The organism is Actinomycetospora chlora (assembly GCF_039542135.1).
In the GTDB taxonomy this organism is placed as follows: Bacteria; Actinomycetota; Actinomycetes; order Mycobacteriales; family Pseudonocardiaceae; genus Actinomycetospora; species Actinomycetospora chlora.
In genome coordinates this window covers 64,985-89,219 of sequence record NZ_BAABHO010000023.1, presented here as the reverse complement: position 1 = coordinate 89,219, position 24,235 = coordinate 64,985, and the positions used below count along the sequence as shown (strand labels likewise).

21 protein-coding genes and 2 pseudogenes are annotated in these 24,235 nt (G+C 75.7%); 14 read left to right on the top strand and 9 right to left on the bottom strand.

Features of this window, described 5'->3' with window-relative positions:
* From ABD994_RS15885 to ABD994_RS15875, 3 genes and pseudogenes are all read left to right on the top strand, one after another.
* Window positions 1-611: pseudogene (locus tag ABD994_RS15885) on the top strand (hypothetical protein); the annotation flags it as partial.
* Window positions 608-1,441 (top strand): DUF3027 domain-containing protein, encoded by an 834-nt coding sequence (locus ABD994_RS15880; protein ID WP_425550070.1) that lies wholly within the window; start codon window positions 608-610, stop codon window positions 1,439-1,441. The pseudogene ABD994_RS15885 and the gene ABD994_RS15880, both read left to right, overlap by 4 nt.
* Window positions 1,442-1,470: 29 nt before the next feature.
* Entirely contained in the window at window positions 1,471-4,470 is a 3,000-nt protein-coding gene (locus ABD994_RS15875; protein ID WP_345416579.1) for a sacsin N-terminal ATP-binding-like domain-containing protein, read from the top strand.
* A 34-nt stretch (window positions 4,471-4,504) separates the two neighbouring features.
* On the opposite strand, the gene ABD994_RS15870 is transcribed toward ABD994_RS15875, so the two are convergent.
* A complete protein-coding gene (locus ABD994_RS15870; RefSeq protein WP_345416572.1) occupies window positions 4,505-4,768 on the bottom strand; it encodes a DUF2530 domain-containing protein in 264 nt (87 codons plus the stop codon).
* A 58-nt stretch (window positions 4,769-4,826) separates the two neighbouring features.
* On the opposite strand from ABD994_RS15870, the gene ABD994_RS15865 reads away from it, so the two are divergent.
* From ABD994_RS15865 to sfnG, 3 genes are all read left to right on the top strand, one after another.
* Complete coding sequence (locus tag ABD994_RS15865; protein WP_345416590.1) at window positions 4,827-6,272, top strand: NCS2 family permease; 1,446 nt, start codon at window positions 4,827-4,829, stop codon at window positions 6,270-6,272.
* Between the two features lie 13 nt (window positions 6,273-6,285).
* Entirely contained in the window at window positions 6,286-7,347 is a 1,062-nt protein-coding gene (locus tag ABD994_RS15860; RefSeq protein WP_345416569.1) for a nitrilase-related carbon-nitrogen hydrolase, read from the top strand.
* 207 nt (window positions 7,348-7,554) lie between these two features.
* Window positions 7,555-8,685 carry a dimethylsulfone monooxygenase SfnG gene (sfnG, locus tag ABD994_RS15855; RefSeq protein WP_345416566.1) on the top strand — a complete coding sequence of 377 codons (1,131 nt, stop codon included), beginning with the start codon at window positions 7,555-7,557 and terminating at the stop codon, window positions 8,683-8,685.
* 75 nt (window positions 8,686-8,760) lie between these two features.
* Here the strand turns inward: sfnG and ABD994_RS15850 are convergent, their stop codons facing one another.
* The gene (locus ABD994_RS15850) at window positions 8,761-9,246 is read right to left on the bottom strand and encodes a hypothetical protein (protein ID WP_345416562.1); all 486 of its coding nucleotides are present in this window, start codon (window positions 9,244-9,246) and stop codon (window positions 8,761-8,763) included.
* Complete coding sequence (locus ABD994_RS15845) at window positions 9,246-10,613, bottom strand: molybdopterin-dependent oxidoreductase (protein ID WP_345416559.1); 1,368 nt, start codon at window positions 10,611-10,613, stop codon at window positions 9,246-9,248. Before ABD994_RS15845 ends, ABD994_RS15850 begins: the two co-directional genes overlap by 1 nt.
* A 59-nt stretch (window positions 10,614-10,672) precedes the next feature.
* Between ABD994_RS15845 and ABD994_RS15840 the strand changes: the two genes are divergently transcribed.
* From ABD994_RS15840 to ABD994_RS15830, 3 genes are all read left to right on the top strand, one after another.
* Window positions 10,673-11,272, top strand: coding sequence for a TetR/AcrR family transcriptional regulator (locus ABD994_RS15840; protein ID WP_345416556.1), 600 nt, complete (start codon window positions 10,673-10,675; stop codon window positions 11,270-11,272).
* Window positions 11,273-11,379: 107 nt separating this feature from the next.
* Window positions 11,380-11,598, top strand: coding sequence for a dodecin (locus ABD994_RS15835; protein WP_345416553.1), 219 nt, complete (start codon window positions 11,380-11,382; stop codon window positions 11,596-11,598).
* Window positions 11,599-11,712: 114 nt separating this feature from the next.
* Complete coding sequence (locus ABD994_RS15830; protein WP_345416550.1) at window positions 11,713-12,981, top strand: MFS transporter; 1,269 nt, start codon at window positions 11,713-11,715, stop codon at window positions 12,979-12,981.
* Here ABD994_RS15830 and ABD994_RS15825 read toward each other — a convergent pair.
* Complete coding sequence (locus ABD994_RS15825; RefSeq protein ID WP_345416548.1) at window positions 12,970-13,860, bottom strand: AraC family transcriptional regulator; 891 nt, start codon at window positions 13,858-13,860, stop codon at window positions 12,970-12,972. The genes ABD994_RS15830 and ABD994_RS15825 overlap by 12 nt on opposite strands.
* Before the next feature lie 91 nt (window positions 13,861-13,951).
* Between ABD994_RS15825 and ABD994_RS15820 the strand changes: the two genes are divergently transcribed.
* Window positions 13,952-14,644 carry a class I SAM-dependent methyltransferase gene (locus tag ABD994_RS15820; protein WP_345416545.1) on the top strand — a complete coding sequence of 231 codons (693 nt, stop codon included), beginning with the start codon at window positions 13,952-13,954 and terminating at the stop codon, window positions 14,642-14,644.
* Here the strand turns inward: ABD994_RS15820 and ABD994_RS15815 are convergent.
* Entirely contained in the window at window positions 14,641-16,155 is a 1,515-nt protein-coding gene (locus tag ABD994_RS15815) for a glutamate-cysteine ligase family protein (RefSeq protein WP_345416542.1), read from the bottom strand. The genes ABD994_RS15820 and ABD994_RS15815 overlap by 4 nt on opposite strands.
* Window positions 16,156-16,401: 246 nt before the next feature.
* The gene (locus ABD994_RS15810; protein WP_345416539.1) at window positions 16,402-16,950 is read right to left on the bottom strand and encodes a bifunctional nuclease family protein; all 549 of its coding nucleotides are present in this window, start codon (window positions 16,948-16,950) and stop codon (window positions 16,402-16,404) included.
* Window positions 16,951-17,126: 176 nt separating this feature from the next.
* On the opposite strand from ABD994_RS15810, the gene ABD994_RS15805 reads away from it, so the two are divergent.
* Together ABD994_RS15805 and ABD994_RS15800 are read left to right on the top strand one after the other, a co-directional pair.
* Window positions 17,127-17,939: a TrmH family RNA methyltransferase gene (locus ABD994_RS15805; protein WP_345416536.1), complete on the top strand. Its 813-nt coding sequence runs from the start codon at window positions 17,127-17,129 to the stop codon at window positions 17,937-17,939.
* 2 nt (window positions 17,940-17,941) lie between these two features.
* Window positions 17,942-18,622 carry a DUF2537 domain-containing protein gene (locus ABD994_RS15800; protein WP_345416533.1) on the top strand — a complete coding sequence of 227 codons (681 nt, stop codon included), beginning with the start codon at window positions 17,942-17,944 and terminating at the stop codon, window positions 18,620-18,622.
* A 6-nt stretch (window positions 18,623-18,628) separates the two neighbouring features.
* On the opposite strand, the gene sepH is transcribed toward ABD994_RS15800, so the two are convergent.
* The 3 genes from sepH to ABD994_RS15785 form a co-directional block, all read right to left on the bottom strand.
* On the bottom strand, window positions 18,629-19,678 hold the full coding sequence (gene sepH, locus ABD994_RS15795; RefSeq protein WP_345416530.1) for a septation protein SepH: 1,050 nt from the start codon (window positions 19,676-19,678) through the stop codon (window positions 18,629-18,631).
* A gap of 193 nt (window positions 19,679-19,871) precedes the next feature.
* The gene (serC, locus tag ABD994_RS15790; RefSeq protein ID WP_345416527.1) at window positions 19,872-21,005 is read right to left on the bottom strand and encodes a phosphoserine transaminase; all 1,134 of its coding nucleotides are present in this window, start codon (window positions 21,003-21,005) and stop codon (window positions 19,872-19,874) included.
* Between the two features lie 71 nt (window positions 21,006-21,076).
* The gene (locus ABD994_RS15785; RefSeq protein ID WP_345416524.1) at window positions 21,077-22,198 is read right to left on the bottom strand and encodes a citrate synthase 2; all 1,122 of its coding nucleotides are present in this window, start codon (window positions 22,196-22,198) and stop codon (window positions 21,077-21,079) included.
* A 178-nt stretch (window positions 22,199-22,376) separates the two neighbouring features.
* On the opposite strand from ABD994_RS15785, the gene pdxH reads away from it, so the two are divergent.
* The gene (gene pdxH, locus ABD994_RS15780; protein WP_425550069.1) at window positions 22,377-23,042 is read left to right on the top strand and encodes a pyridoxamine 5'-phosphate oxidase; all 666 of its coding nucleotides are present in this window, start codon (window positions 22,377-22,379) and stop codon (window positions 23,040-23,042) included.
* Between the two features lie 19 nt (window positions 23,043-23,061).
* Window positions 23,062-24,234: pseudogene (locus ABD994_RS15775) on the top strand (MFS transporter); the annotation flags it as partial.
* Window position 24,235 lies beyond the last annotated feature (1 nt).

The window sequence follows — 24,235 nt, the reverse complement described above, 5'->3', positions numbered from 1 at the left end:
CCGCCGGCTGGCCGGCGTACCCGCCCCCGCCGGGCCACCCGGCCTGGGCCCCGCCGCCCGCGCCCCCGCCCGCGCGCGCCCGCTGGGTGCTCCCGCTGGTCGGCGCGCTGGTCGCGGTCCTCGCGGTGCTCGTCGCCGTCCTGCTGGTCGCCCCCGGGGCGGCCCCCGCGCCCGCCCCGGCCACCGCCGCCCCGGCGACGACCCCGCCCGGCCCGCCCGCCGGCTCGTCCGCGGCCCCGCCGACGAGCACCGCGACGGGCGGGGTCACCGGTGTCCCGGTGTCGATGCGGGGCGACTGGCAGGGCACCGGGTCGGAGACCACCCGCGCCGAGGTGCGGGTCTCGCTGCGGGAGGGGGACGTCGGCGAGCGGGTGGCGACGATCGCCCTGCCCACCGAGGGCTGCTCGTTCGCGGGGGTGCTGACGGGGGTGGCCGGCCAGGTCGTCACGGTCGCCATGACCGCCGAGACCAACGCCGGCACGTGCGTGTCGTCGGGGACCGCGACGCTGACGCTGAGCGGCGCCACGCTCACCTACCGCTTCACCTACCCCTGCCCGCCCACGTGCGGCACCCCGGACAACGTCGCCCGCATGTCGCGCACCACCGGGTGACCGGCACAATCGACGTCGTGGTGCCCGAGCTCGCCGATCCGCCAGAGACCGTCGCCCCCCACCTCGCCGCGGCGCAGGACCTCGCGCGCGCCGCGGCGGTCGACATCGCCGACGGTGACGCCGGCCAGGTCGGCGACGTCGTCGCGGTGCGCCCGGAGGACGTGCCCGACGCCGCGACCGTCTACTTCGCCGCCGAGAAGCCCGGCTACCGGGGCTGGTACTGGGCGGTCACCGTCGCCGGACCGGACGGCGACGTCACGGTCAGCGAGGTCGTGCTGCTCCCGGGGCCGGACTCCGTGGTGGCGCCGGCGTGGGTGCCCTGGACGGAGCGGCTGCGCGCCGAGGACCTCGGCCCGGGCGACCTCCTGCCGGTCGAGGAGGACGACGAGCGCCTCGTCCCGGCCCACGCCGCCCTCGACCCCGACGAGGAGGAGGGCGCCGAGGCGGACGCGGCCGGTCCGGGCGTCCGCGAGGTCGGCGACGAGCTGGGCATGGGCCGCCCGCGCGTCATGAGCCGCGAGGGCCGCCTGGACGCGGCGGTGCGCTGGTCGGACGGCGACTTCGGGCCCGGCACCGAGATGGCCCGCGCCGCGTCGGCGCACTGCGGCACCTGCGGGTTCTACCTGCCGGTGGCGGGCTCGCTGCGGGCCGCGTTCGGGGTCTGCGGCAACGGCAACGTGCCCGCCGACGGGCACGTCGTGCACGCCGAGTACGGCTGCGGCGGGCACTCGGAGCTGCAGGTCGACAGCGGCTCGATCGTGGCCGTGGCGGACCTCGTCTACGACGACGGCGTCGAGATGGAGTCCGAGACCACCGCCGCACGCAGCTGAGACCCGTGGAGAGCGGGGACACGGCGTCCGTGACCCCGGACCCCTTCGGTACCGCCGCCCTGCGGCGTGCCGTCCTCGACGCCTGGGCCGCGTCGCCGGCCCGCTTCCGCGAGGACGCGAACGCCGAGGAGGACCTCCTGCGCGGGGGCTACCGCGACCGCTGGTTCGTCGAGCTCGCCCAGAACGCCGCGGACGCCGCCGAGCGCGCCGGGACCACGACGGTGCTGCGGGTCCGGGTCGTCGAGGGCGAGCTGCTCGTGGCCGGGGCCGGTGCGCCGCTGGACGCCGACGGCGTCGCCGCGCTGGCGTCGCTGCGCGCGTCGGCCAAGCGGGACGGCGGGGGCGTCGGACGCTTCGGGGTGGGGTTCGCCGCGGTCACCGCGATCAGCGACGCCCCGCGCGTGGTCACCCGCACCCCGGACGGCGCGACGGCCGGGGTGGCCTTCGACCGGGCGCGCACCGCCCGCGCGGTCGCCGAGGCCGTGGTGCACGCCGCGGCCGACGAGCTCGCCCGCCGGGACGGCGCCGCACCCGCGCTGCGGTTGGTGTGGGCGACCGCGCCCGGCGAGCTGGCCCCGCCGGCCGGCACCGACACCGAGGTCCGGCTCCCGCTGCGCCCCGGCACCGACCCGGCGGTCCTGCTCGCGCTCGCCGCCGCGCAGGCGCCCGACCTGCTGCTCGCGCTCCCGGCGCTGCGCGCGGTCGACCTGCCCGACGCCGAGGTGGCCCGCACCGAGGAGCCCGACGCGGTCGTCGTCGGTGAGCGGCGCTGGCACGTGGTGCACGCCGCGGGCACGGTGCCGCCCGCGCTGCTCGCCGACCTCGCCGTCGAGGACCGGGCCCGTCCCGGATGGCGGGCGACGTGGGCGGCGCCGGCGGACGCGCCGTTCGGGCCCGAGCGCCCCGACGTGCTGCACGCGCCGACCCCCACCGCCGAGCGCACCACCCTGCCCGCGCGGCTGCTCGCGACCGTCCCGCTCGACCCCGACCGCCGCCACGTCCGCGCCGGCGCCGTCACCGAGCACGTCCTCGCCGCCGCGGCCGCGCACTACCGGGCGCTGGTGGCCGCCCGGCTCGCCGACGAGCGCCCGGACCTCGTCCCGCGGCCCGCGCTGCCGGCCTCGGCGGTCGACGCGTCCCTGCGCGACGGCGTCCTCGCCGCGCTGCTCACCGCGGCCTGGCTGCCCGCCGTCGCCGGCGGCGACCTCGCGCCCGCGGCGGCGCGCGTCCTGGACCTCGACCCCCTGCTCGACGCCGTCGCCGACCTGCTCGACGCCGTCCTCCTGCTGCCGGTCGACCCGCGCCTCGCCGGGGGCCGGCGCGCCGCGGCGCTGGCCGGCGAGGGCGTCACCCGCGTCGGGCCGGCCGCCCTGGTGGACGCGCTGGCCGGGCTCGACCGGCCCGTGGCGTGGTGGGGTGCGCTGCTGGGCGGGCTCGCCACCGTGCCCGCGCTCGCGACGCCCGCCGCCCGCGAGGAGTTCGACGCGCTGGGGGTGCGCCTGGCCGACGGCCGCGTCGTCCACGGTATGCGCGGCGTGCTGCGGCCCGGCGTCCACGTGCCGCTGGCCGGGCGCCTCGCCGCGGCCGGCGTCCCCGGCCTGCGCGTGGCGGCGACCGGCCTCGACGACGATCCGGCCGCCCGCGACCTGCTCGTCGCGCTCGGCGCCCGCCCCGTCGACGGGCCCGCGCTGCTGGCCGACCCCGCGCTGCGCGAGGCCGTGGACCGCTCGGTCGACGAGGCCGAGGCCGGCGCAGACCCCGACGCGCTCGACGCGCTCGACGCGCTCGCCGCCCTCGTGCTGGACCTGGTCGCCCGTGGCGGCGAGGTCGACCGCGCGCTCGGGGCCCTGGCGCTGCGGGACGCCGGCGGCGGGTACCGGCGCGCCGACGAGCTGGTGCTGCCCGACGGCCTGCTGCGCGGGCTGGTCGACCCCGACGGCCCGCTCGGTGTGCTCGACCCGGCCGTCGCGGAGGCCCACCCGCGGCCCGCCCTCGTCGCGCTCGGCGTCCTCGACGGCTTCGCCGTCCTGCGCGACGACGCCCCCACCGGACCCGACCACGACCTCGACGACGAGGAGACGTGGTGGGCCGACGAGGTGGACGGTCTCGACGAGATCGGGGCACCGCTCGTCGCCGTCCGCGACCTCGAGCTCGTCGCGCCCGACCGCTGGGACGACGCCTGGCCGGTGCTCGCCGGCGACCGGGAGGTCCGCGAGGCGCTGGGCGCCCGGCCGGTCGGGGCCGACCACGAGGGCCCGCAGCCCTACACCGCCTGGTGGCTCGGGCGGCACGGCCGCCTGGCCGGGCGGGCGCCCACCGCCTGGCGCCTGCCGGGGGCGGGCGCCGTCGAGGGCCTCTACGACCCCGTCCCCGACGCCGTCGCCGCCCGCCTCGACCCGGCCTTCCTGGCGGCGATCGGGGTGCGCACGCGCCCGCGGGTGGGCGGTCCGGAGGACGCCGCGGACCTGCTCGACCGCCTCGCCGACCCCGGCCGCGTCGTGACCCCCGCGATCGCCGCCGGCGCGCACGCCGCGCTCGCGGACGCCGTCGCGGCCCGCCGCGTCACCGTGGCCGACGTCGACCCGCCCGACCGGGTCCGCACCGCCGACGGCCTCGTGCACGACGCCGACCCGGGCCGCGACGTCCCGCCCGCCGTGCTCGACCGCGCCCAGCTCGCGGCCGTCCTGCCGCCCGGCGTGCTGGTGCTGCCCGGCGCCGGCGACCCCGCGCTGCTCGCCGACCTGCTCGACCTGGCCCCCGCCTCGGAGCGCCTGCGCGTCACGGTCCGCGACGGCGGGCGCGCGGTGCCGTGGGCGGCGATCCCGGCCGTCGTCGCCTGGGCGGCGGCGCTGGGGCACCCGGTGCCCGACGGTGCGCTGGTGCTGCACGACCGGCTGCGCGTGCTCGTCGTCGACGACGAGCGCGGGGGCGCCCCGGTGGAGCACACGCCGTCGGCGTGGGTGGACGGCGACGGCGTCGTGCACACCGACGACCCGGTGCGCGGGCTCCTGGCCGCCCTCGCGGGCTGATCAGGGCTCCTGGCTGATCAGAGTTTCTGGCTGATCAGAGTTTCTGGGCGCCCTTGACGCCGCGGCGCAGGGCGCGCCGCTGGAGCGCGAGGACACCGAGCCCGATCGCGCCGAGCGCGACGCCGCAGAGCGCGGCGGCGAACCACACGTCCAGCGGCCGGACGCCGGTGGCGGCGAGCAGCCCCAGCACGACCGCCACCGCGAGCCACACGGCCGAGCCCGCCAGCACCATCGGCACGGGATCGGTCAGCCGCCGCGGCAGGGGCGGCGGCTCCGCGTGCAGGTCGAGGCGGGCCACGCCGGCACCCTACGTGCGCGGAAGATCACGCACATGAGGAGAGCGTGATCCGGCTAGCCTGCGCGCCGTGCTGCAGCGCTACTTCCGGCTCGACGAGCGCGGGACCACCGTCGGCCGCGAGGTCCGCGGGGGCGTCGTCACCTTCGTGACGATGGCCTACATCGTGGTCCTCAACCCCCTGATCCTCGGCAGCCTCGACCCGGCGTCCCCGTCGGCCAAGCGCGACGTCCTCGGCGCGACACTCACGGTGCCGCAGGTCGCGGCCGTGACCGCGCTGGTCGCCGGCGTCATGACGATCGTCTTCGGGCTGGTCGCGAACTTCCCGTTCGCGATGGCGACCGGCCTGGGGATCAACACCCTGGTCGCGGTGACGATCGCCCCGCAGGTCAGCTGGCCCGAGGCCATGGGCCTGGTGGTCGTCAACGGCATCATCATCGTGATCCTCGGTCTCACCGGGTTCCGGACGGCGGTGTTCAACGCCATCCCCGATCCCCTCAAGATCGCGATCGCGGCGGGGATCGGCGCGTTCATCGCCTTCATCGGCCTCGTCGACTCCGGGTTCGTCCGCCGCCTGCCCGACGCGGCGAACACCACGGTCCCGGTGGGTCTGGGCATCGAGGGCTCGATCGCGTCGTGGCCCACGGCCGTCTTCTGCGTCGGCCTGCTGCTCACCGGCGTGCTCGTCGCCCGCGGCGTGCGCGCCGGCATCCTGCTCGGCGTGCTGGGCACCACCGTCCTGGCGATCATCGTCGAGGCGATCGTGCAGGCCGGGCCGTCCAACGGCACCAACCCCAAGGGCTGGAACCTCGGCTACCCGGGCCTGCCGTCGTCGATCGTCTCGCTGCCCGACCTCTCGCTGGTCGGCGACGTCTCGTTCGGCGCCTTCGCGCGCCTGCCCGCGCTGGCGGTGACGCTGCTCGTCTTCACCCTCGTGCTCGCCAACTTCTTCGACGCGATGGGCACCATGACCGGCCTCGGCCGCCAGGCCGGCCTGCTCGACGAGAACGGGCAGCTGCCCCGGGTCGGGCGGGCGCTGGTCGTCGAGGGCGCCGGCGCGATCGCCGGCGGTGTGGCCTCCTCGAGCTCCAACACCGTGTTCGTCGAGTCGGCCTCGGGCATCGCCGAGGGCGCGCGCACGGGGCTCGCCAACATCATCACCGGCCTGCTGTTCCTGGCCGCGATGTTCTTCACCCCGCTCTACGAGATCGTCCCGGTCGAGGCGGCGGCGCCCGCCCTGGTCATCGTCGGCGCGCTGATGATCGGCGGCGTGCGCGACGTCGAGTGGTCGGACTTCTCGGTCGCCCTGCCGGTGTTCCTGACGATCGTCGTCATGCCGTTCACGTACTCGATCGCCAACGGCATCGGCGCCGGCTTCATCACGTGGGTGCTGCTGCGCACCGCGACCGGCCGCGCCCGCGAGATCCACCCGCTGATGTGGGTCGTCGCCGTCGCGTTCGTCCTCTACTTCGCGGTCACCCCGTTGCGGGTGCTGTTCGGGCTGTGAGCTACTCGGGGGCGTGATCGAGCCCTACCAGGTGGTCGGCCTCGTCCCGACCATGCGTGGCATCCGCCACCGCGACGAGATCAAGGTCAACCTCGAGCACCTCGAGCACCTGGCGAAGGCCGCGTCGTGGCTCTCGGCGATGGCGCTGCCGGTCCGGCTCATCACCATCCCCGAGGGCGCGCTGCAGGGCTTCAACGACGAGGTCCTCGACCACGACCACGAGTGGTTCGCCCGCGAGTGCGCCATCGACGTCCCCGGGCCGGAGACCGACGCGCTGGGCCGGCTGGCCGCGACCTACGACGCGTACGTGGTGGCGACGGCGAAGGCGCGCCACCCCGAGTTCCCGGGACGGTTCTTCAACATCGGGTTCGCGATCTCGCCGCAGCAGGAGATCGTGCTGACCCACTACAAGGTCGTCCCGCTGCAGCCGGTGGAGCACTCGGTGACACCGCACAACGTGTGGGACCGATGGGTCGAGCTCTACGGCGACGGCCTCGACGCGTTCTACCCGGTGGCCGACACCGAGATCGGCCGCCTCGGGATCATGATGGCCAACGAGGCGTCGTACCCCGAGAACGCGCGGGGCCTGGCGATGAACGGCTGCGAGGTCGCCTACCGCGGCCCCTACCCGCACCCGCACGCCGGCAACGGCTTCTACGAGATCCAGAACCGGGCCCGGGCGCTCGACAACAACATGTACGTCGTCGCCAACCAGGTCGGCACCTACTACCTGCACACCGACTCGGACGTCCCCATCGACACGTTCGGCTCGCCGAGCATGATCTGCGACTACCGCGGCCAGGTGGTCGGCGAGGTCGGCTATGCGGGGCACTCGACCTACCTGGCCGGCACGATCGACATCGGGGCGCTGCGCGACTTCCGGGCCCGCGCGCAGTTCGGCAACTGGCTCAAGGACCTCACCACCGAGCAGTACCGGGCGATCTACCGCGAGCCGATCTACCCGAAGAACCTCTACCTCGACCGCGCGCCCTACGACCACGCGGACTACCGGCGCGAGGTCACCGAGAAGCAGATCGAGCTGCTCCACGACCGCGACGTGTGGCGCCGGCCCTGAGTACGGTGTGACGCGGCCCGGTCACCGGTTGACAGGGTCGCCCGGTACCGGGAGCGTCGCCCGCAATGGGTTGGGCACTCCTGACGCGCCGTCGGCACGTCGACCACGGGAAGCTCGCGACGTCTCTCTGTCGCTGAGCCCGTTCGTCCTCTCCTGCCCGTTTCCCCCGCGCTCCCGCGCGTCCCCTCGACGAGGAGGCACCCCGCCGTGTCCGTCGGCACCCCCACCGCCCCGCTCCGCTTCGCCTACTGGGTCCCCAACGTCTCCGGCGGTCTCGTCACCAGCGGGATCGAGCAGCGCACCGACTGGAACTGGGACTACAACCGCGACACCGCGATCGCGGCCGAGAACGCCGGGTTCGAGTTCGCGCTCTCCCAGGTCCGGTACATGGCCAGCTACTCCGCGGAGTACCAGCACGAGTCGACCTCGCTGTCCCTCGCGATCATGATGGCCACCGAGCGCCTCAAGGTCATGGCCGCCGTGCACCCCGGCATGTGGCACCCGGGCGTCTTCGCCAACTTCGGTGCCACCGCCGACCACCTCACGAACGGTCGCTTCGCCACCAACGTCGTCTCCGGCTGGTTCAAGGGCGAGTTCACCGCCTTCGGTGAGCCGTGGCTCGAGCACGACGAGCGCTACCGGCGCACCGAGGAGTTCATCCGGTGCCTCAAGGGCATCTGGGAGGAGGACGACTTCACGTTCCGCGGCGACTTCTACCGGTTCCACGACTACACGCTGAAGCCCAAGCCGCTGAACACCCCGGAGCGCCCGCACCCGGAGATCTTCCAGGGCGGCAACTCGACGGCCGCGCGGAAGATGGCCGGGCGCGTCTCGGACTTCTACTTCTCCAACGGCAAGGACTTCGACGGCGTCGTCGAGCAGCTCCGCGACGTCAACGCCGAGGCCGCGGCGAACGACCGCACCGTGAACTTCGGGCTCAACGGGTTCATGATCGTCCGCGACTCCGAGAAGGAGGCCCGCGACACCCTGCGCGAGATCGTGGCGAAGGCCAACGTCGAGCAGGTGGAGGGCTTCCGCCAGGCCGTGCAGCAGGCCGGTGCCTCGGCGTCGGACGGCAAGGGCATGTGGGCGGAGTCGTCGTTCGAGGACCTCGTGCAGTACAACGACGGCTTCAAGACCCAGCTGATCGGCACCGCCGAGCAGGTCGCCGACCGCGTCATCGAGTACAAGAAGCTCGGCGTCGACCTCAACCTCCTGTGCTTCCTGCACGTGAAGGAGGAGATCGAGCAGTTCGGCGAGAAGGTGCTGCCGATCATCCGCGAGAAGGAGGCCGAGCTCCCCGACGCCGAGCCGGCCCCGGCGCTCGCCCAGGCCTGACCCCGGTCCCGTCCCCGAACACGGCGGTTACTGGCTGGTATCGCTCGCTCAGCGAGCGATACCAGCCAGTAGTGCTCACGAGGCTCGCTCGCGGACGGCGGCGCGGCCCAGGCGCACGGCGTAGACCACGGCGCTGAGCAGGAACAGCGCCGCGGTGATGAGCAACCAGCGCTCGACGAAGTCGACGGTCGGGGGCAGGTCCGAGGCGAAGTAGGCCACGAACGCCGCGTGCCCGGAGATCGTCGGCAGCCAGATGAGCCCGACCAGCGCCGACCCCATCACGGGCAGCCGGACGTGGTTGGTCGCCGCGACGCTCACCGCCCGCGCCGACACGCGCCGGCGCACCCAGCGCGTCAGCACGAGCGACCGGTCGGCCAGGGCGTAGAGCGGGTAGAGCACCAGGTCGTGGGCAATCACCGCCGCCACGAACCAGAGCAGGATCAGCGGTGCGCTCGGGTTCGGGTAGAGCTCGAGCACCACCGCCCCGACCAGCGCGAAGCACCCGAGCAGCGCGAGCAGGTGCATCGGGTTCTCGCCGTAGAACCGTCGGAACCAGGCCATCACGAGCTCCGGAAGTCGATCGTGCCCACCCACTTGGTGTTGTGCACCCCGGGCAGGGCCGGGACGATCACGCGCGCCGGGAACCCGTGGTCCAGCGAGAGGTCGGCCATGACCTCGGGGTCGTCGCCCACACGCAGGGCGAGCAGCGCGTCGTCGGCGAGCACCTGGTTGCCCTGCAGCGTGACCCGCGCGAACGGGCCGGCGCGCTCCAGTGACTGGACGAGGGCGTTCGCCGGCTCCGGCACCCCCGCCAGGGCCGCGAGGTCGCGCAGCCGCACGCCGCTCCACACCCGCGTCTCCGACCACCCCTCGACGCAGGCGATGGGCAGCGTCGCGGTGTGCTGGGGCAGGGCGGCGAGCGCCGCGCGGTCCAGTCGGACCTCGCCGGCCGGGCCGCCGCGCAGCACGAGTGCGTACCCGTCCCCGACGTTCGGCCCGATCCCCGCGGCGAAGGCGGTGCGGTTGACCTGGAAGTCATTGGGCCCGGTGCCGTAGGAGCGCCCGCGCGGCGAGAGCAGCGCGAGCGGGCGCAGCGGGTCGACCGTCGTCCCGACGGTCAGCACGGCCACGAGGGCGCTGCCGCCGGCGACCGTGCCGATCAGCCCGCGCCGGCTCATCGTCGGCGGGCTCGGCGCGGTGGCGACGAGGGTGTGCCCCGGCTCGTCGTCGGGCGGCTCGGGCACGGTCTCGGACACCGAGTCGTGCAGCCAGCGCCCGGGCGCGCCCGTGCGCAGCGCGCGCACCATCGTCGGCAGCTTGATCAGCACGTGGACGACGAACCCGGCGATGAACACCCACGCGCCCCAATAGTGCGCGGTGTAGAAGTCGAAGCCGAACGAGTAGTCGTACTGGATGTTCATGATGCCGGTGACCAGCTCGAACAGGATGCCGCCGACCAGGGCGAGCAGCGAGATCCGTTCGAGGAGCTGCGCGATCGAGCGCACCGGGGGCCAGGCGAAGAGCTTCGGGACCACCGACCACAGCTTGGCCAGCACCACCGGCACGAGCACCAGGCCCAGCCCGACGTGCAGGCCCTGCGTCAGGCGGTAGAGCCACGACGGCGAGGCCGGCCAGTCGAACGGCGGCAGCCGCAGGTAGCCGACGTCGCCGGGGATGGCCTGGCCGAACTGCGGGCCGTACGCGACGTAGGACAGCAGCCCCGTGATGATCACGATCGGCAGCCCGACGAGCAGCACCAGCCCGAACACCGACGTCAGCCAGCGGCCGCGCAGCGGGCTGCGCCACGTGCGCGGCGACAGCGGCGGCGGCACGGGGATCCGGCCCAGACCCCGCCACAGGGCCTGCGGGAACCCGTACTCGGGCTCGGGTGGCGGTGGCGCCGGGTCGGCCGGGCGCGCGGTCGTCATGGGCGGACCCTAGCGCGAACTGTACCTATCGGTACAATCGAGTACGTGGCGGCGGACGGGTGAGCACGACGGGGACGCGTCCGCCCACGGCGCGCGGGCGGCGCAGCCGGGACGCGATCGTCGACGCCGCGGCGGACCTCATGCACTCCCGCGGCATCGCGGCCACCGGGCTCGGCGACGTGCTGCGGGCGAGCGGCACGGGGAAGTCGCAGCTCTACCACTACTTCGAGGGCAAGTCCGACCTCGTGCTCGCGGTCATCGACCGCCAGCTCGAGCGGGTGCTCGCCGCCCAGCCCGGCCTGGCCGGCGGCGGTGATGTGCGGGCCTGGGCGGCCGCGCTCTACGAGCTCCACCGCGACGGCGGCGGCCCGTTCGCCTGCCCCCTCGGGGTCTTCAGCGGCCAGGTCGACGCGGAGCCGCGCTGGCGCGAGCACCAGGCGGCGGCCTTCGCGCGGTGGCAGGACCGCATCGCCGCCCTGCTCGTGGCGGGCCAGCGCGACGGCACGGTCGATGCGGGGCGCGACGCGGCCGAGATGGCCGTGGGCGTGCTCGCCGCCGTCCAGGGCGGTCTGATGCTCGCCCGGCTCCACCGCGACCTCCACGTCCTCGCCCTCGCCCTCGACGCCGCCGTCGACCACGTCCGGCCGCGGCCGGCGTGACCGGCGTGACCGGCGCCCCGGGCGGCGTCAGGTGGACGTCCGGGGGAGAACGGGTATCGGTTCGACGGACAACGATTCGACTCCCGACCAGCGCGAAGGAGCCCTGCGTGGCGGACAACACCTACAGCAAGACCGAGATCGTCGGCAGCTCGGCGGAGAGCGTCGACGAGGCGATCCGCGGCGCGATCCGCCGGGCGTCGAGCACCCTGCGCCAGGTCGAGTGGTTCGAGGTCACCGAGATCCGCGGTCACGTCCAGGACGGCGAGGTCGGCCACTTCCAGGTCACGCTCAAGATCGGCTTCGCCCTCGAGGACACCAAGTCCTGAGCGCCCCCGGTGTCAGCGAAGTGCCGTTGCGGACACTCAGCGTCCGTGACGGCACTTCGCTGATCCACCCGGTCCGAGGTACTTAGGTAAGCTCACGAGTGTGAGGGGACGACGGTGAGCGAGGTCGACACCGCCCCCTCGGCACGGTCCCGCGGACGTCTCGGCGGCACGTTCGCCGCGCTGCGGGTGCGCAACTACCGGCTGTTCGCCTCCGGCCAGGTCGTCTCCCTGGTGGGGACGTGGATGCAGCGCGTCGCCCAGGACTGGCTCGTCCTCGAGCTCTCCGGCGGCAGCCCCGTCGCGCTCGGCGTGGCCGCGGCCCTGCAGTTCGGCCCCACGCTGCTGCTCTCGCTGTGGGGCGGCGCCATCGCCGACCGCTACGACAAGCGCCGCCTGCTCATGGGCCTGCAGGTCGCCATGGGCGTGTGCGCGCTCGTGCTCGGGCTGCTCGACGTGTCGGGCGCGGTCACCCTCGCCCAGGTCTACGTGCTGTGCGTGCTGCTCGGCGTCTTCTCCGCACTCGACGGGCCCGTGCGCCAGTCCTTCGCCGGGGAGATGGTCGGGTCCGGCGCGCTGGCCAACGCCGTCGCCCTCAACTCGATGACGTTCAACACCGCCCGCGTGCTCGGCCCGGCGATCGCCGGCCTCGTCATCGCCGCGGTCGGCACCGGCTGGGTGTTCCTGCTCAACGCGATCACGTTCGCCGCCGTGCTGACCGGCCTGGCGATGATGCGCCAGGCCGAGATGTTCGTGCTCGACCGCGCCCCGCGGGAGCGCGGCGCGATCCGGGCCGGGCTGCGGGAGGTCCGTCGCCATCCGGACGTCGTGCTGCTGCTCGTGCTCGCCTTCTTCGTCTCGACGCTCGGCATCAACTTCTTCGTGACGCTCGCGATCATGGCCCGCAACGTGTTCGGCCGCGGCGCCGAGTCCTACGGCCTGCTGACCTCGGCGCTGGCCGTCGGCTGCCTGCTCGGGGCGTTCACCGCCGCGCGGCGGGTCGGCCGTCCGCGCCTGCGCACGGTGGTGGGCGCCGGCGTCGTCTTCGGGCTCTGCGAGGTCGCGGCCGGTCTGATGCCCACCTACGCCCTGGTCGCGCTGCTGCTGGTGCCCACCGGGGCCGCCCAGCTGCTGTTCACGAGCGCCGCCAACGCCGCGGTGCAGCTCGGGGTGGACGAGTCGGTGCGCGGCCGGGTGATGGGCCTGTGGATGCTCGTCATGCTCGGCGGCACGCCCGTGGGCGGCCCGGCGCTCGGCTGGCTCGCCGAGCAACTCGGCGGGCGCGCGCCGCTCTGGCTCGGCGGGGCGCTCTCGGCGCTGGCCGCCGTCGTGGCCGGCCTCTGGCTGCTGGCGCGGCGGCGACGTCCCGCGGCGTCACCCGCCTGACGCCTCCCGCCACGCCCGGGGCGGCACCCCGTGCTCGCGACGGAACCGCCGCACGAAGTAGCCCGGGTCCCGGTAGCCGACGCGCCCGGCCACGGCGGCGACCGTGAGGTCCGTGCCGGCGAGCAGGCGCCGCGCCTCGCGCATCCGTCGCTCGGTGAGCCACTGCCCGACCGTGCGCCCGGTCTCCCGCCCGACCAGCGTCGTCAGGTGCCCCGGGGTGAGCCCGACCTCGCGGGCGACGTCCTGCGGGGTGACCGGCTCGGCGAAGCGCCGCTCCAGCACCTCGAACACCGCCGCCAGGACCGGGCGGTCGGCCAGCGCGGTCGCGACGTCGACCTCCAGGCGGCCCAGCCGCACGAGCAGCAGCGTGAGGTGGGCGCGGACGGCCTCGGCGACGCCGTCGCGGCGCTCGTCGAGCTCGGTGGCGAGCGCCTCCAGCCCGGCCCGCCACGCCGCGCGCTCGTCCGGCGGCACCGTCAGGCGCTGCGCCCCGGCCTGGCCGCCCACGAACGGCGCCAGCAGGGGGTGCGCCCGCCACGACACGAGCGGCGCCGGGCCGGCCGGGTCGACCGCGTCCGCCGGGAAGAACACCGTCCACGCGAGGCCGTCCGCGGGCACCACCGTCTCCGACGGGGTGACGACGGCGCCGGGCGCGACGACCAGGACGTCGCCGGGCCCGAGCTCGATCTCCCGGTCGTCGACCCGCACCGGCCCGTGCCCGCGCTCGACGTGCAGCAGCACGAGGAAGTCGTGCGCGTGGGCGCCGGGGAGCGCCGGCCCGGGTCGGGGCGTGCCGCCGTCCCAGCGCTGCACCGTCACCGGCGGGGCGCCGGGGACGCGCGGGTAGCCCATGAGCGGCACCGAGGATCGTCCCGTCACGGCCGCACTCCGTCCCTTGTTCGCAGGTCACCCGCGTTCGAGGGTAGAGGTGCTCACCCGACGATCGTCCCCACCGACCAGGGAGGCCACCGTGTCCGAGACCGCGCCCGCCGGCGAGCGCCCGTTCCTGCCGGCGACGGGCCACGGGATGCCGACGTCGTTCTACGACGCCTACGCGCGGCTGCTGGGGGCGCGCCCGCTCCACTGGCAGCTCGTCGCGCAGGCCGGCGTCGCGCCCGGGCAGACCGTGCTCGAGGTCGGCGTCGGCACCGGTGAGGTGCTCCTGCTCGCCGCCCGCGTCGCGCCCGGCGCGACCTTCGTCGGCCTCGACCCCGACCCGTCGGTGCTCGAGCTGGCGGCGCGCAAGGCGGAGCGGCAGGGCGCGACGCTGCACCTCGAGCGCGGGTACGCCGACGCGCTGCCGCGGCCCGACGGCTCGGTGGACCGGGTGCTGTCGTCGTTCATGTTCCACCACCTGCCGCCGGACGAGCAGCACGCGATGCTCGCCGAGGCCCACCGCGTGCTGCGGCCCGGCGGGAGCCTCCACCTCGCCGATCCCGACGCCGCCGACCCCGGCATCGTCGGCCGGGTCGCGCGGCGCCACCGGGGCGGGCACGAGCACGGCCACGACCACGGGGCCGGGGCCGGGCACCCGGAACCGCACCTCGTCGACGCGGACCGCGTCGCGACGATGCTGCGCGACGCCGGGTTCACCGGCGTCGACGCCGTGGCCCGCCGGACCCGCGCCGTCGGGCGGGTGGTGTTCCACCGGGCGGAGCGCTAGACGTCGGGCCAGTCGTGCACGGGCTCGTTGGCCTCCATGCCCTCGAGGTAGCAGCGCATCATCTCGAGGATCGCGTGGGAGCGGTCCAGGCCGCGGGCCTCGGCGTCGGCGACGGCACGGACCTGCCAGGTCGCGCCCGTGCACCGGCGCACGCAGCGCCGCTCGATGATCGACAGGTAGCGGTCGATCGCCGGGCCGTCCACGCCCCACGCGGCCAGGCCCTCCTGGGCCAGCGGCAGCATGCGGCGCAGGGCGAGCTCGTCGGCGCGGACGGTGCCGACGCCGGGCCAGTAGAGGGCGGCCTCGATGCCGTGGCGGGCGCCGGCGGTGAAGTTGGCCTCGGCCGCGTCGAACGACATCAGCTGCCACGGCGGCCGGTCCGACTCGGCGAGCGCGCGGATGAGCCCGTAGAAGAACATCGCGTTGGCCACGGCGTCGACGGCGGTGGGGCCGGCGGGCAGCACGCGGTTCTCCAGGCGCAGGTGGGCGACGCCGTCGGCGACGTCGTACACCGGGCGGTTCCACCGCCACACCGTGCCGTTGTGCAGCCGCAGCTCCTGCAGGCTCGGGGCCCGGCCGGCGTCGAGCTCGGCGAACGGGTCCTCGTCCTCGGCCAGGGGGAGCAGCGCGCCGAAGTAGCGGACGTTCTCCTCGAACAGGTCGTAGGCCGACTGCGTCCACCGGTCGCCGAACCACACCCGCGGCCGGACGCCCTGGTTGCGCAGCTCGACCGGCCGCGTGTCGACGGCCTGGGTGAACAGCGGCACCCGGGTCTCGGCCCAGAGCCGCCGCCCGAGCAGGAACGGGGAGTTCGCCGCCAGCGCCACCTGCAGGCCCGCGACGGCCTGGGCGGCGTTCCAGTAGGCGGGGAACGTCTCCGGGGTGAGCTGGAGGTGCAGCTGCAGGGAGGTGCAGGCCGCCTCGGGGGCGATCGAGTCGACGTCGAGAACGAGGTGCTCGGCCGCGGCGCCGTCGAGCGGGCCGTGGCGCGACGCCGGCGGCTCGGTGATGTCGAGGCGGAACGGCTCGCCCCGCGCGGTGAGCATCTGCCGGTTGAGCAGGGCGTAGCGCGGGTCCTCGGTGAGCTGATCGGACGCGAGGTGCTCGGCGGCGAGGGTGGGCAGGATGCCGATCGTCACCGCGTGGGCGCCGACGGGCGCGGCGCAGTCGCCGGCGTTGGTGACCGCGTCGAGCATGTCCTGCTCGAGGTCGCGCGCGGTCGCGCCGGGCAGCAGGCGCGGCGGCAGGTTGATCTCGAGGTTCCAGCGGCCCAGCTCGGAGGTCAGGACGTCCGACGCCGACCGGTCGAGCACGGCGTGGTTGAGCATCGCCGGGCGCATCTCCTGGTCGACCAGCGCCAGCTCGAGCTCGACGCCTGTGCTCGGCTCCGCCCCCGCGAACCGGCCCTCGCTGATCATCCGCCCGAACGCCTCGAGGCACCGGTGGATGCGGTGGCGGTACCGGGCCTGGTCCGAGGCGGTGAAGAGGGTGGCGGTGAGGTGCTGGCCCATTACCCGCCCGGCTCCCGTCCACGATCCGACCTGTCACCGTGACGCTCATCGGCGCCGCGGACCCCACGCGAACCCCGACGACCGGTCACGCTGACACAGCCCGCGGGGACACGCCACCCACCGGCGCCGCCCGCCCGTGGAAAGCGTCCGTTCAGCGTAGAGCACCGGGAAGGTCGACCGCTGGGCGCCGGACGGTGACCTCTCACCCGCGTGATCCGCGCCTCACCGACCCCTCGTGATCGGCGGCTAACCGCTGCGCCCGAAGTCCTCCGGCGAGATGTTGTCCAGGAACGCGCGGAAGCGGTCCACCTCGTCGTCGTCGCTGCTCGCGGCACTGCCGCCGGCCGGGGTCTCCTCGGACTCGTCGTCCTCGACCACCACGCCGGCGTCGTCGAGGACGCCCTCGGTGGCGTGGATCGGCACGTCGGCGTGCAGCGCGATGGCGATCGAGTCGCTGGGCCGCGCGGAGACCCGCAGGCCCCCGTCGAAGACGAGGTCGGCGTAGAACGTGCCGCCCCGGACCTCGGTGATCTCGATCCGCTCGAGACGGCGGCCGAGCGCGGACACGACGTCGGAGATCAGCACGTGGGTCAGCGGGCGCTCGGGGAGCCGGCCCTGCTGTTCGAGGGCGATGGCCTCGGCCTCGGCCAGCCCGATCCAGATCTGCAGGCACCGCTTGCCGTCGGTCTCCTGCAGGAGGACCACCGGGTGCCGGCTCTCGCCACCGCCCGACGAGCCGCCCTGTTGCGTCGCGTCGTCCACGGCCAGCACGCCGACCACCCGCATCTCGCTCACGGCCCCAGCCTCCCACGTCCCCGGCCGCCGCCGGGGGGTTCCGTTCCGCTGCTCATCGCTCCGGCTCGCTCCGACGGGCTCCCGTCCGCGTCGGGCCCGGGTGCCCCGGGTCGCCCTCGCCATACCTCGCGTCGGCGGCCGCCGACCGCGTCGTCGGGGTCTGGGACGATACGCACGTGGCGCGTGTGGTGGAGGTCGACGACGCGGCGGACCCGCGGCTCGCCGACTTCCGCGACCTCGCGCGCGCCGACCGCCGGCCCGACCGCCCCGGGGGGCGCGGGCTCGTGCTGGCCGAGGGCACGGTCGTCGTGCGCCGCCTCCTCGCCTCGCCCTACCCGCCCCGGGCCCTGCTCGGGGTGGCCCGCCGGATCTCCGACCTCGCCGGGGACCTGCGCGGCCCCCACGTGCCCGCCGACGTGCCCGCCTACGTCACGGACGCGGACACGATGGCGCACGTCGTCGGATTCCACCTCAACCGCGGCGTCCTCGCCAGCGCGGACCGCGCCCCCGCCCCCGACCTGCCGGCGCTGCTCGCCACGGCGCGGCGGGTCGCGCTGCTCGAGGGCGTGAACGACCACGAGAACCTCGGGGCACTGTTCCGCAACGCCGCCGCGCTCGGGGTGGACGCCGTGCTCGTCGGCCCCGGCTGCGCCGACCCCCTCTACCGGCGCAGCGTGCGCGTCTCCATGGGGCACGTGCTGCGCGTCCCCTTCGTCGCGTGCGGGCTGGCCCCGGCCGTCGCGGCGCTGCGTGACGCCGGCTTCACGCTCGCGGCCCTGACCCCGGGCGGGGACCCCGCCGCGCTGCGGGCGGTGGCCGGCCGCGACCGGCTGGCGCTGCTGCTCGGGGCCGAGGGCCCGGGGCTCTCCGAGGAGGCCCTGGACCTCGCCGACGTCCGCGTGCGCATCCCCATGGCCGGCGACGTCGACTCCCTCAACGTCGCCACGGCCGCCGCCGTCGCCTTCCACGCCACCGGCGGCGGCTCGTGAGGGTGGTCGAGCTCCGCGCGGTGCGCGGCCGGCCCCTGGTCGCCGGGGTGCCGCTGTCCGCCCACGGGCCCGACGGGCGCACGTGGGGCCTGCCGCCCGACCTCGTGGAGGCCCTGCAGGAGTGGGCGCGGGTGGCGGCGTCGCTGCCGGCGCCGGTACCGGCCGGAGGTCCCGGCCCCGACGGGGAGGCCGCCGCGATCAGCCGCCGCGGCCGGCGTCTCGCCGCGCGGATGTCGGTGGAGCTCGCCGCCCCCGTCGACTACCTCGACCCCGTCACCGGGCACCGCGTCGCCCTGCGGGCGGTGACGCGGACCCCGCACCCGCCGCCGGTGCCGCCCCTGCGCCCCCGCGACACCGCGGCCGCCGCCGGTGGGAGCGCGCCGCCGGTGGAGCAGGGCGCGCTGACCCCCGAGGCGGTGGCCGCCGAGCCCACCCCGTGGGGCGTGGGCCTGGTGCTCACCGTGCTCGTCGCCGGCGTCGTGCTGCTGGCCAACCTCGCCCTCGCCGCCCCGCTGATCACCGGGCTGGGCGTCCTCGGGCTGCTCGTCGACGCCGCGGTCGTCGCCGGACTGGTGCCCGCGCTGTGGCTCAACCGCCGGGTGCCGACGTGGCGGTGGGCGGTCTACGGCACGTTCGCCGGCACCGGCGTCGCCCTGGTCTTCCTGGCCGTGGCGGCCTTCTGACCGGGCTCAGGTCCGCGGCGAGCGCGTGCCGAGCAGGACGTCCTCCCACGACGGGACGATCGGGTGCGACCGCTTGCCGCGACGCCCGGTCTCGGGGGTCTCGGCCGCCGCGGCGTCCGGGACCGGGGTCGTGACGGGCTCGGTCGCCGGCTCGGTCACCGGCGGGGTGTCCGGGGCGTCCTCCCGGCGGGCGGTGCGCGGGGCGGGCACGTGCTCGTCGGGCACCGCCGTACCGCGGGGCGGGCGGGTGCCGCGCCGGGCCGCGCCGCGCGCGGCCCGCCGCGTCCCCGAGGGGCCGGAGCTGGCGTGCCCGCTGCCGGTGTGGGCGCCGTGCGCCGTGGCGCGCCGGGCGGGAGCGGTGTCGCCGGAGACGGCCAGCGCGGGCGTCTCCTCGGCCGGCGCCTCGACGGGTGCGGACTGGGGCGCCGGGGTGGTCGGGGTGTCGACCCGCCGCGGGCCGCCGGCCACCGGGTCCTGCCCGAGCAGCTCGCGGGCCGGGTCGTCGCGCGGGTCGACGACGCCGCCGGAGGGCCCGGGGCGGAACGTCCAGCGGGCCACGTTGTCCGAGCGGCCCGCCTGCCACGAGAGCGTCACGACCCACTGGGCGTCCTCGGCCTTGTGGGCGTCCCAGCGGGCGTCGTCGAGGTCGCGGCCGCGGGCGAGGAACGTCGCGGAGACGATCTCGCCGAGCGTGCGGCCCTCGGTGCGCGTGGGGTCGGCGGGCAGCACGGGGTGCGCCCGCCGCGCGATCTCGGCGACCCGGGCGCGCTCGAGCAGGACGGGGTACGCGAAGCGCTCGACGTGCGCGACGCTCACCCCGCCGGCCGCGGCGACGTCGTCCACCGACTCGCCGGCGCGCACCCGCGCCTGGATGTCGCGCGGGCGCAGCGGGCTGGTGACCTCGATCTCCATCTGCCCGAGCCGGCGGACATCGCCCCGGGCCGCGGCCCGCAGGCGCTCGTCCCCGGTCACCACGAAGCGCTCGTGGCGGATCGGGTCCTCGAGGATCACGGTCTCGTGGTCGTCTCCCAGGCCGACGACGCGCAGCTGACGCATCAGGCCTCCCCGTCGGCTCGCGAACCCGGACCCCGGACGTCGGGTGGGGTGCGGTGCTCGCCCACCGACGCTAGGCGAGGGATCTCCTCGGACGAGGGAGGCGCGCCGCCCGTGCCACCTGTCTCTGTGGACGGTGAACACGGGCGGGACGCGTGGGGCGCCCGCATCTCCCCCGTTCGGACCAGTCAGCTGGTCACTGGTGCTCGACGACCCAGTCGATGCAGCGGGTCAGCGCGGTGACGTCGTCCGGCTCGACCGCGGGGAACATCCCGACGCGCAGCTGGTTGCGGCCGAGCTTGCGGTAGGGCTCGGTGTCCACGACGCCGTTGGCCCGCAGCGTCGACGCGATCGCGGCGGCGTCGACGTCGTCGGAGAAGTCGACGGTGCCCACGACCTGGCTGCGGTGGGCCGGGTCGGCGACGAACGGCGTCGCGAACGACGACTGCTCCGCCCACGTGTAGAGCCGGTCCGACGAGTCCTTCGTGCGCGCGGTGGTCCAGTCCAGGCCGCCGCCGGCGTTCATCCACTCGATCTGGTCGGCGAGCAGCAGGAGCGTCGCCACCGCCGGGGTGTTGTAGGTCTGGTCCTTGCGGGAGTTGTCCAGCGCCGTCGGCAGCGACAGGAACTCCGGGATCCAGCGCCCGCCCGGACGGTCGGTGTCGATCTGCTCGACGCGCTCCAGCGCGGCCGGCGACATGATCGCGATCCAGAGCCCGCCGTCGGAGGCGAAGCACTTCTGCGGCGCGAAGTAGTAGACGTCGGACTCGCTGATCTGCACGGGCAGGCCGCCGGCGCCGGAGGTGGCGTCGACGGCGACGAGCGCGTCGCCCGAGCCGCTGGGCCGCGTCACCGGGACGGCGACGCCCGTGGACGTCTCGTTGTGCGCCCAGCCGATGAGGTCGACGCTCGGGTCGGACGTCGGCTCGGGGGCGCTGCCCGGGTCGGCGGAGACGACGATGGGGTCGGCGAGGAACGGCGCGCCCTTGGTCACCGAGGCGAACTTCGAGGAGAACTCGCCGTAGGTCAGGTGCAGGCTGCGCTCGCGCACCAGTCCGGCGGCGGCGGCGTCCCAGAACGCGGTGGTGCCGCCGACACCGAGGACGACCTCGTAGCCGTCGGGCAGCGAGAACAGGTCCCGCAGCCCCGCGCGGATCCGGCCGACGATCGACTTGACCGGCTTCTGCCGGTGCGACGTCCCCATCACCTGCGCGCTCTCGGCGATGTGGGCGAGCTGCTCGGGGCGCACCTTCGAGGGCCCGCACCCGAACCGCCCGTCGCTGGGCAGGAGCTCGGCGGGAATCTGCAGCGTGTCGGTCGAGGTGGTCACGGCGGTCAGTGTCCCAGCGACCGTCCGCGGGTGCTGTCGCGTGGGCCACGTCCGGGGGTGCGGCCCCGGGCTCAGGCCGAGCGCGCCACCGTCCCGACGGCCCGGGGCTCCGGGCCGATGTACTGGGCCGACGGCCGTACGAGGCGCCCCGTGCGCCGCTGCTCGAGGACGTGCGCGGCCCAGCCGGCGGTCCGTGCGCAGGTGAACATCGCCGGCATCACGGCCGCCGGTACGCCCGCGAGGTCGAGCATCACCGCCGCCCAGAACTCGACGTTGGTCTCGATCGCGCGGTCGGGCCGGCGCTCGCGCAGCGCGGCCAGCGCCGCGGCCTCGAGCGCGGCGGCCGCCTCGTAGCGCGGCGCGCCCAGCTCCTGGGCGGTGCGGCGCAGCACGCGGGCGCGGGGGTCCTCGGCGCGGTAGACACGGTGGCCGAAGCCCATGAGGCGCTCGGAGCGGTCGAGGATGCCGGCGACGACGGCGTCGGCGTCGCCCGTCCGCTCGACCTCGGTGATCATCGGCAGCACGCGTGCCGGAGCACCGCCGTGCAGCGGGCCGGACATCGCGCCGACGGCCGCGGACAGCGCCGCGGCCGCGTCGGCGCCCGTCGAGGCGACCACGCGGGCGGTGAACGTGGAGGCGTTCATGCCGTGCTCGGCGGCCGAGACCCAGTAGGCGTCGAGCGCCCGGACGTGGGTGGGGTCGGCCTCGCCGCGCCAGCGGGTCAGGAACCGCTCGACGGGGTCGTCGATCGACGCGAGGTCGCTCTCGGGCACGGCCGGGAGCCCGTCGCCCCGTGCCGAGCGGGCGACCAGCGCGAGCGCGGCGGCCGCACTGCGCGCGAGGTCGTCGCGGGCGCGCTCGGGCGTGGCGTCGAGCAGCGGTGGCAGGGTCCAGCGGGCGCCGAGCAGGGCCAGCCCGGCCTGGGCGTCGACGCGCACGTCGCCGCTGAACGGCGGCTCGAGCCCGGCCTCCTCGCGCGGCAGCGGCCGGCCGAGGTCGCCGTCGACGAGCAGCCCGAACACGTCGCCGAACCCGACGCGGCCGGCCAGCTCGGTGATGTCGACCCCGCGGTAGCGCAGCGCGCCGCCGTCGCGGTCGGGCTCGGCGATCTCGGTGCGGAACGCGACGACGCCCTCGAGCCCGGGGGAGAACCCCGGGGGCGGCGGGGGAACGGCGGGAGCGGCAGTCGTCACGGGTCCTCCTCGCGTCGCGCGCGGGTCCCGGTCGGGCCCCGCTGCCCGAAGGGCCGTCGCACCGCCGGGTCCGGCGGATCGGACGTACCCAGCAGAACCGTGCTCCGCGGGCGCACCGACGGGCAACGACGGCGCTTGTGTCCCTGCTCACGTGGTGTGCGGGGCGCCGTCGCCTACGGTGCGCCGCGTGACGCAGCAACCGCACGCGGGCCTGTCGGGCATGCGCGAGGACTACCGGTCGGCGACGCTCGACGTCGCCGACGTCGCGCCCACCTGGCACGAGCAGCTGCTCGCCTGGATCGGGGCCGCCCGCGAGGCCGGGCTGCCCGACGCCAACGCGATGGTGCTGGCCACCGGCGACGAGGAGCACCGGCTCACGACGCGCACCGTGCTCGCCAAGGACGTCGACGCGCACGGGGTCACGTTCTTCACCAACTACACCTCGGAGAAGAGCCACCAGCTGCGCCAGACCCGCCAGGCCTCGGCGACGTTCCCGTGGATCGCGCTGCAGCGCCAGGCCACGGTGATCGGCACGGTCGAGCTGCTCTCGCGCGAGGAGACCGCGGCCTACTGGCGCACGCGTCCCCGCGGGTCCCAGCTCGGCGCGTGGGCGTCGCCGCAGTCGGCGGTCGTGCGCGACCGCGCCGCGCTCGACGAGCTGCTCGCGACCGTGACCGAGCGCTTCGCCGACGTCGAGGAGATCCCGGCGCCCGCGCACTGGGGCGGCTGGCGCCTGGCGCCGACCCACGTCGAGTTCTGGCAGGGCCGCACCGACCGGCTGCACGACCGGATCCGCTTCCGGCGCACCGAGACGGGGTGGGTCGTGGAGCGCCTCGCGCCGTAGGGGCGCACGATGGTCCCTCGTGGCGAGAGGACTATCGGGGCTCTTCGCGGACACGACGCCCCTGCGCACGCCCGCCTTCCGGCGGCTGTGGATCGCCGCGATCGTCACGGTCGTGGGCGCGCAGCTCACCGTCGTCGCCGTCCCGACCCAGCTCTACCAGCTGACCGGCTCGTCGGCGTGGGTCGGCCTGACCGGCCTGTTCGGCCTCGTCCCGCTGATCGTCTTCGGGCTGTGGGGCGGCGCGATCGCCGACGCCGTCGACCGGCGCTGGCTGCTGGTGATCACCGGCGCCGGGATCGCGGTGACGTCGGCGCTGCTGGGCCTGGCGGCGATCACCGGGCTCGGCAGCCCGTGGGAGGTCCTGACGATCTTCGCGATCCAGACGGCGTTCCTCGCGATCAACCAGCCGACCCGCTCCGCGGTCCTGCCCCGGATCCTGCCGAACGACCAGCTGCCCGCGGCCAACACGCTGCTCTTCACCGTCACCCAGCTCGGGTCGATCGCGGGCCCGCTGGCCGCCGGCGTGGCGCTGACCTTCACCTCGATCGGCACCCTCTACCTCGTCGACACCGTCTGCCTGGTCGCGTCGATCTGGGCGGCGTTCATGCTGCCGCGCCTGCCCGTCGGCTCCGGCGCGGGCGGGCTGCGCGGCGCGATCCGGGCGGTCCGCCGCCACGCCGGGTTCGCCGACGTCGTCGCGGGCTTCCGCTACGCCGCCATGAGCCAGGTGCTGCTGGTGTCGTTCCTCGTCGACATCGTGGCCATGGCGGTCGGGATGCCGCGGGCCGTGTTCCCCGAGGCGGCGGTGACCGTGTTCGGCGACCCGCCCGGCGGCGGCACGGCGCTGGGCTGGCTCTTCGCCTCGATCGCCATCGGCGCGACGCTCGGCGGCCTGTTCTCCGGGCGATTGCACGCCATCCGGCGCCAGGGCGTCGCGGTGACCGTCGCCGTCTGCATCTGGGGGCTCGGCGTCGCGCTCTCGGGGCTGACGTCGGTGCTCTGGCTGGCGGTCACGTGCCTCGCCGTCGCCGGCGCCGCCGACCTCGTCAGCGCCGTCTTCCGGCAGACGATGCTGCAGGTCGTCGCCACGGACGAGATGCGCGGGCGCATGCAGGGCGTGTTCACCGTCGTGGTCGCGGGCGGGCCGCGACTCGGGGACCTGTGGCACGGCCCGGTCGCCGACGCGCTGGGCA

Coding starts and splice junctions, on each gene's coding strand:
- ABD994_RS15850 (WP_345416562.1), bottom strand. CDS start 9,246: ATGGCCTGGTTCCGACGGTTCTACGGCGAGAACCCGATGCACCTGCTC.
- ABD994_RS15845 (WP_345416559.1), bottom strand. CDS start 10,613: ATGACGACCGCGCGCCCGGCCGACCCGGCGCCACCGCCACCCGAGCCC.
- ABD994_RS15815 (WP_345416542.1), bottom strand. CDS start 16,155: ATGGGCCAGCACCTCACCGCCACCCTCTTCACCGCCTCGGACCAGGCC.
- sepH (WP_345416530.1), bottom strand. CDS start 19,678: ATGCGTCAGCTGCGCGTCGTCGGCCTGGGAGACGACCACGAGACCGTG.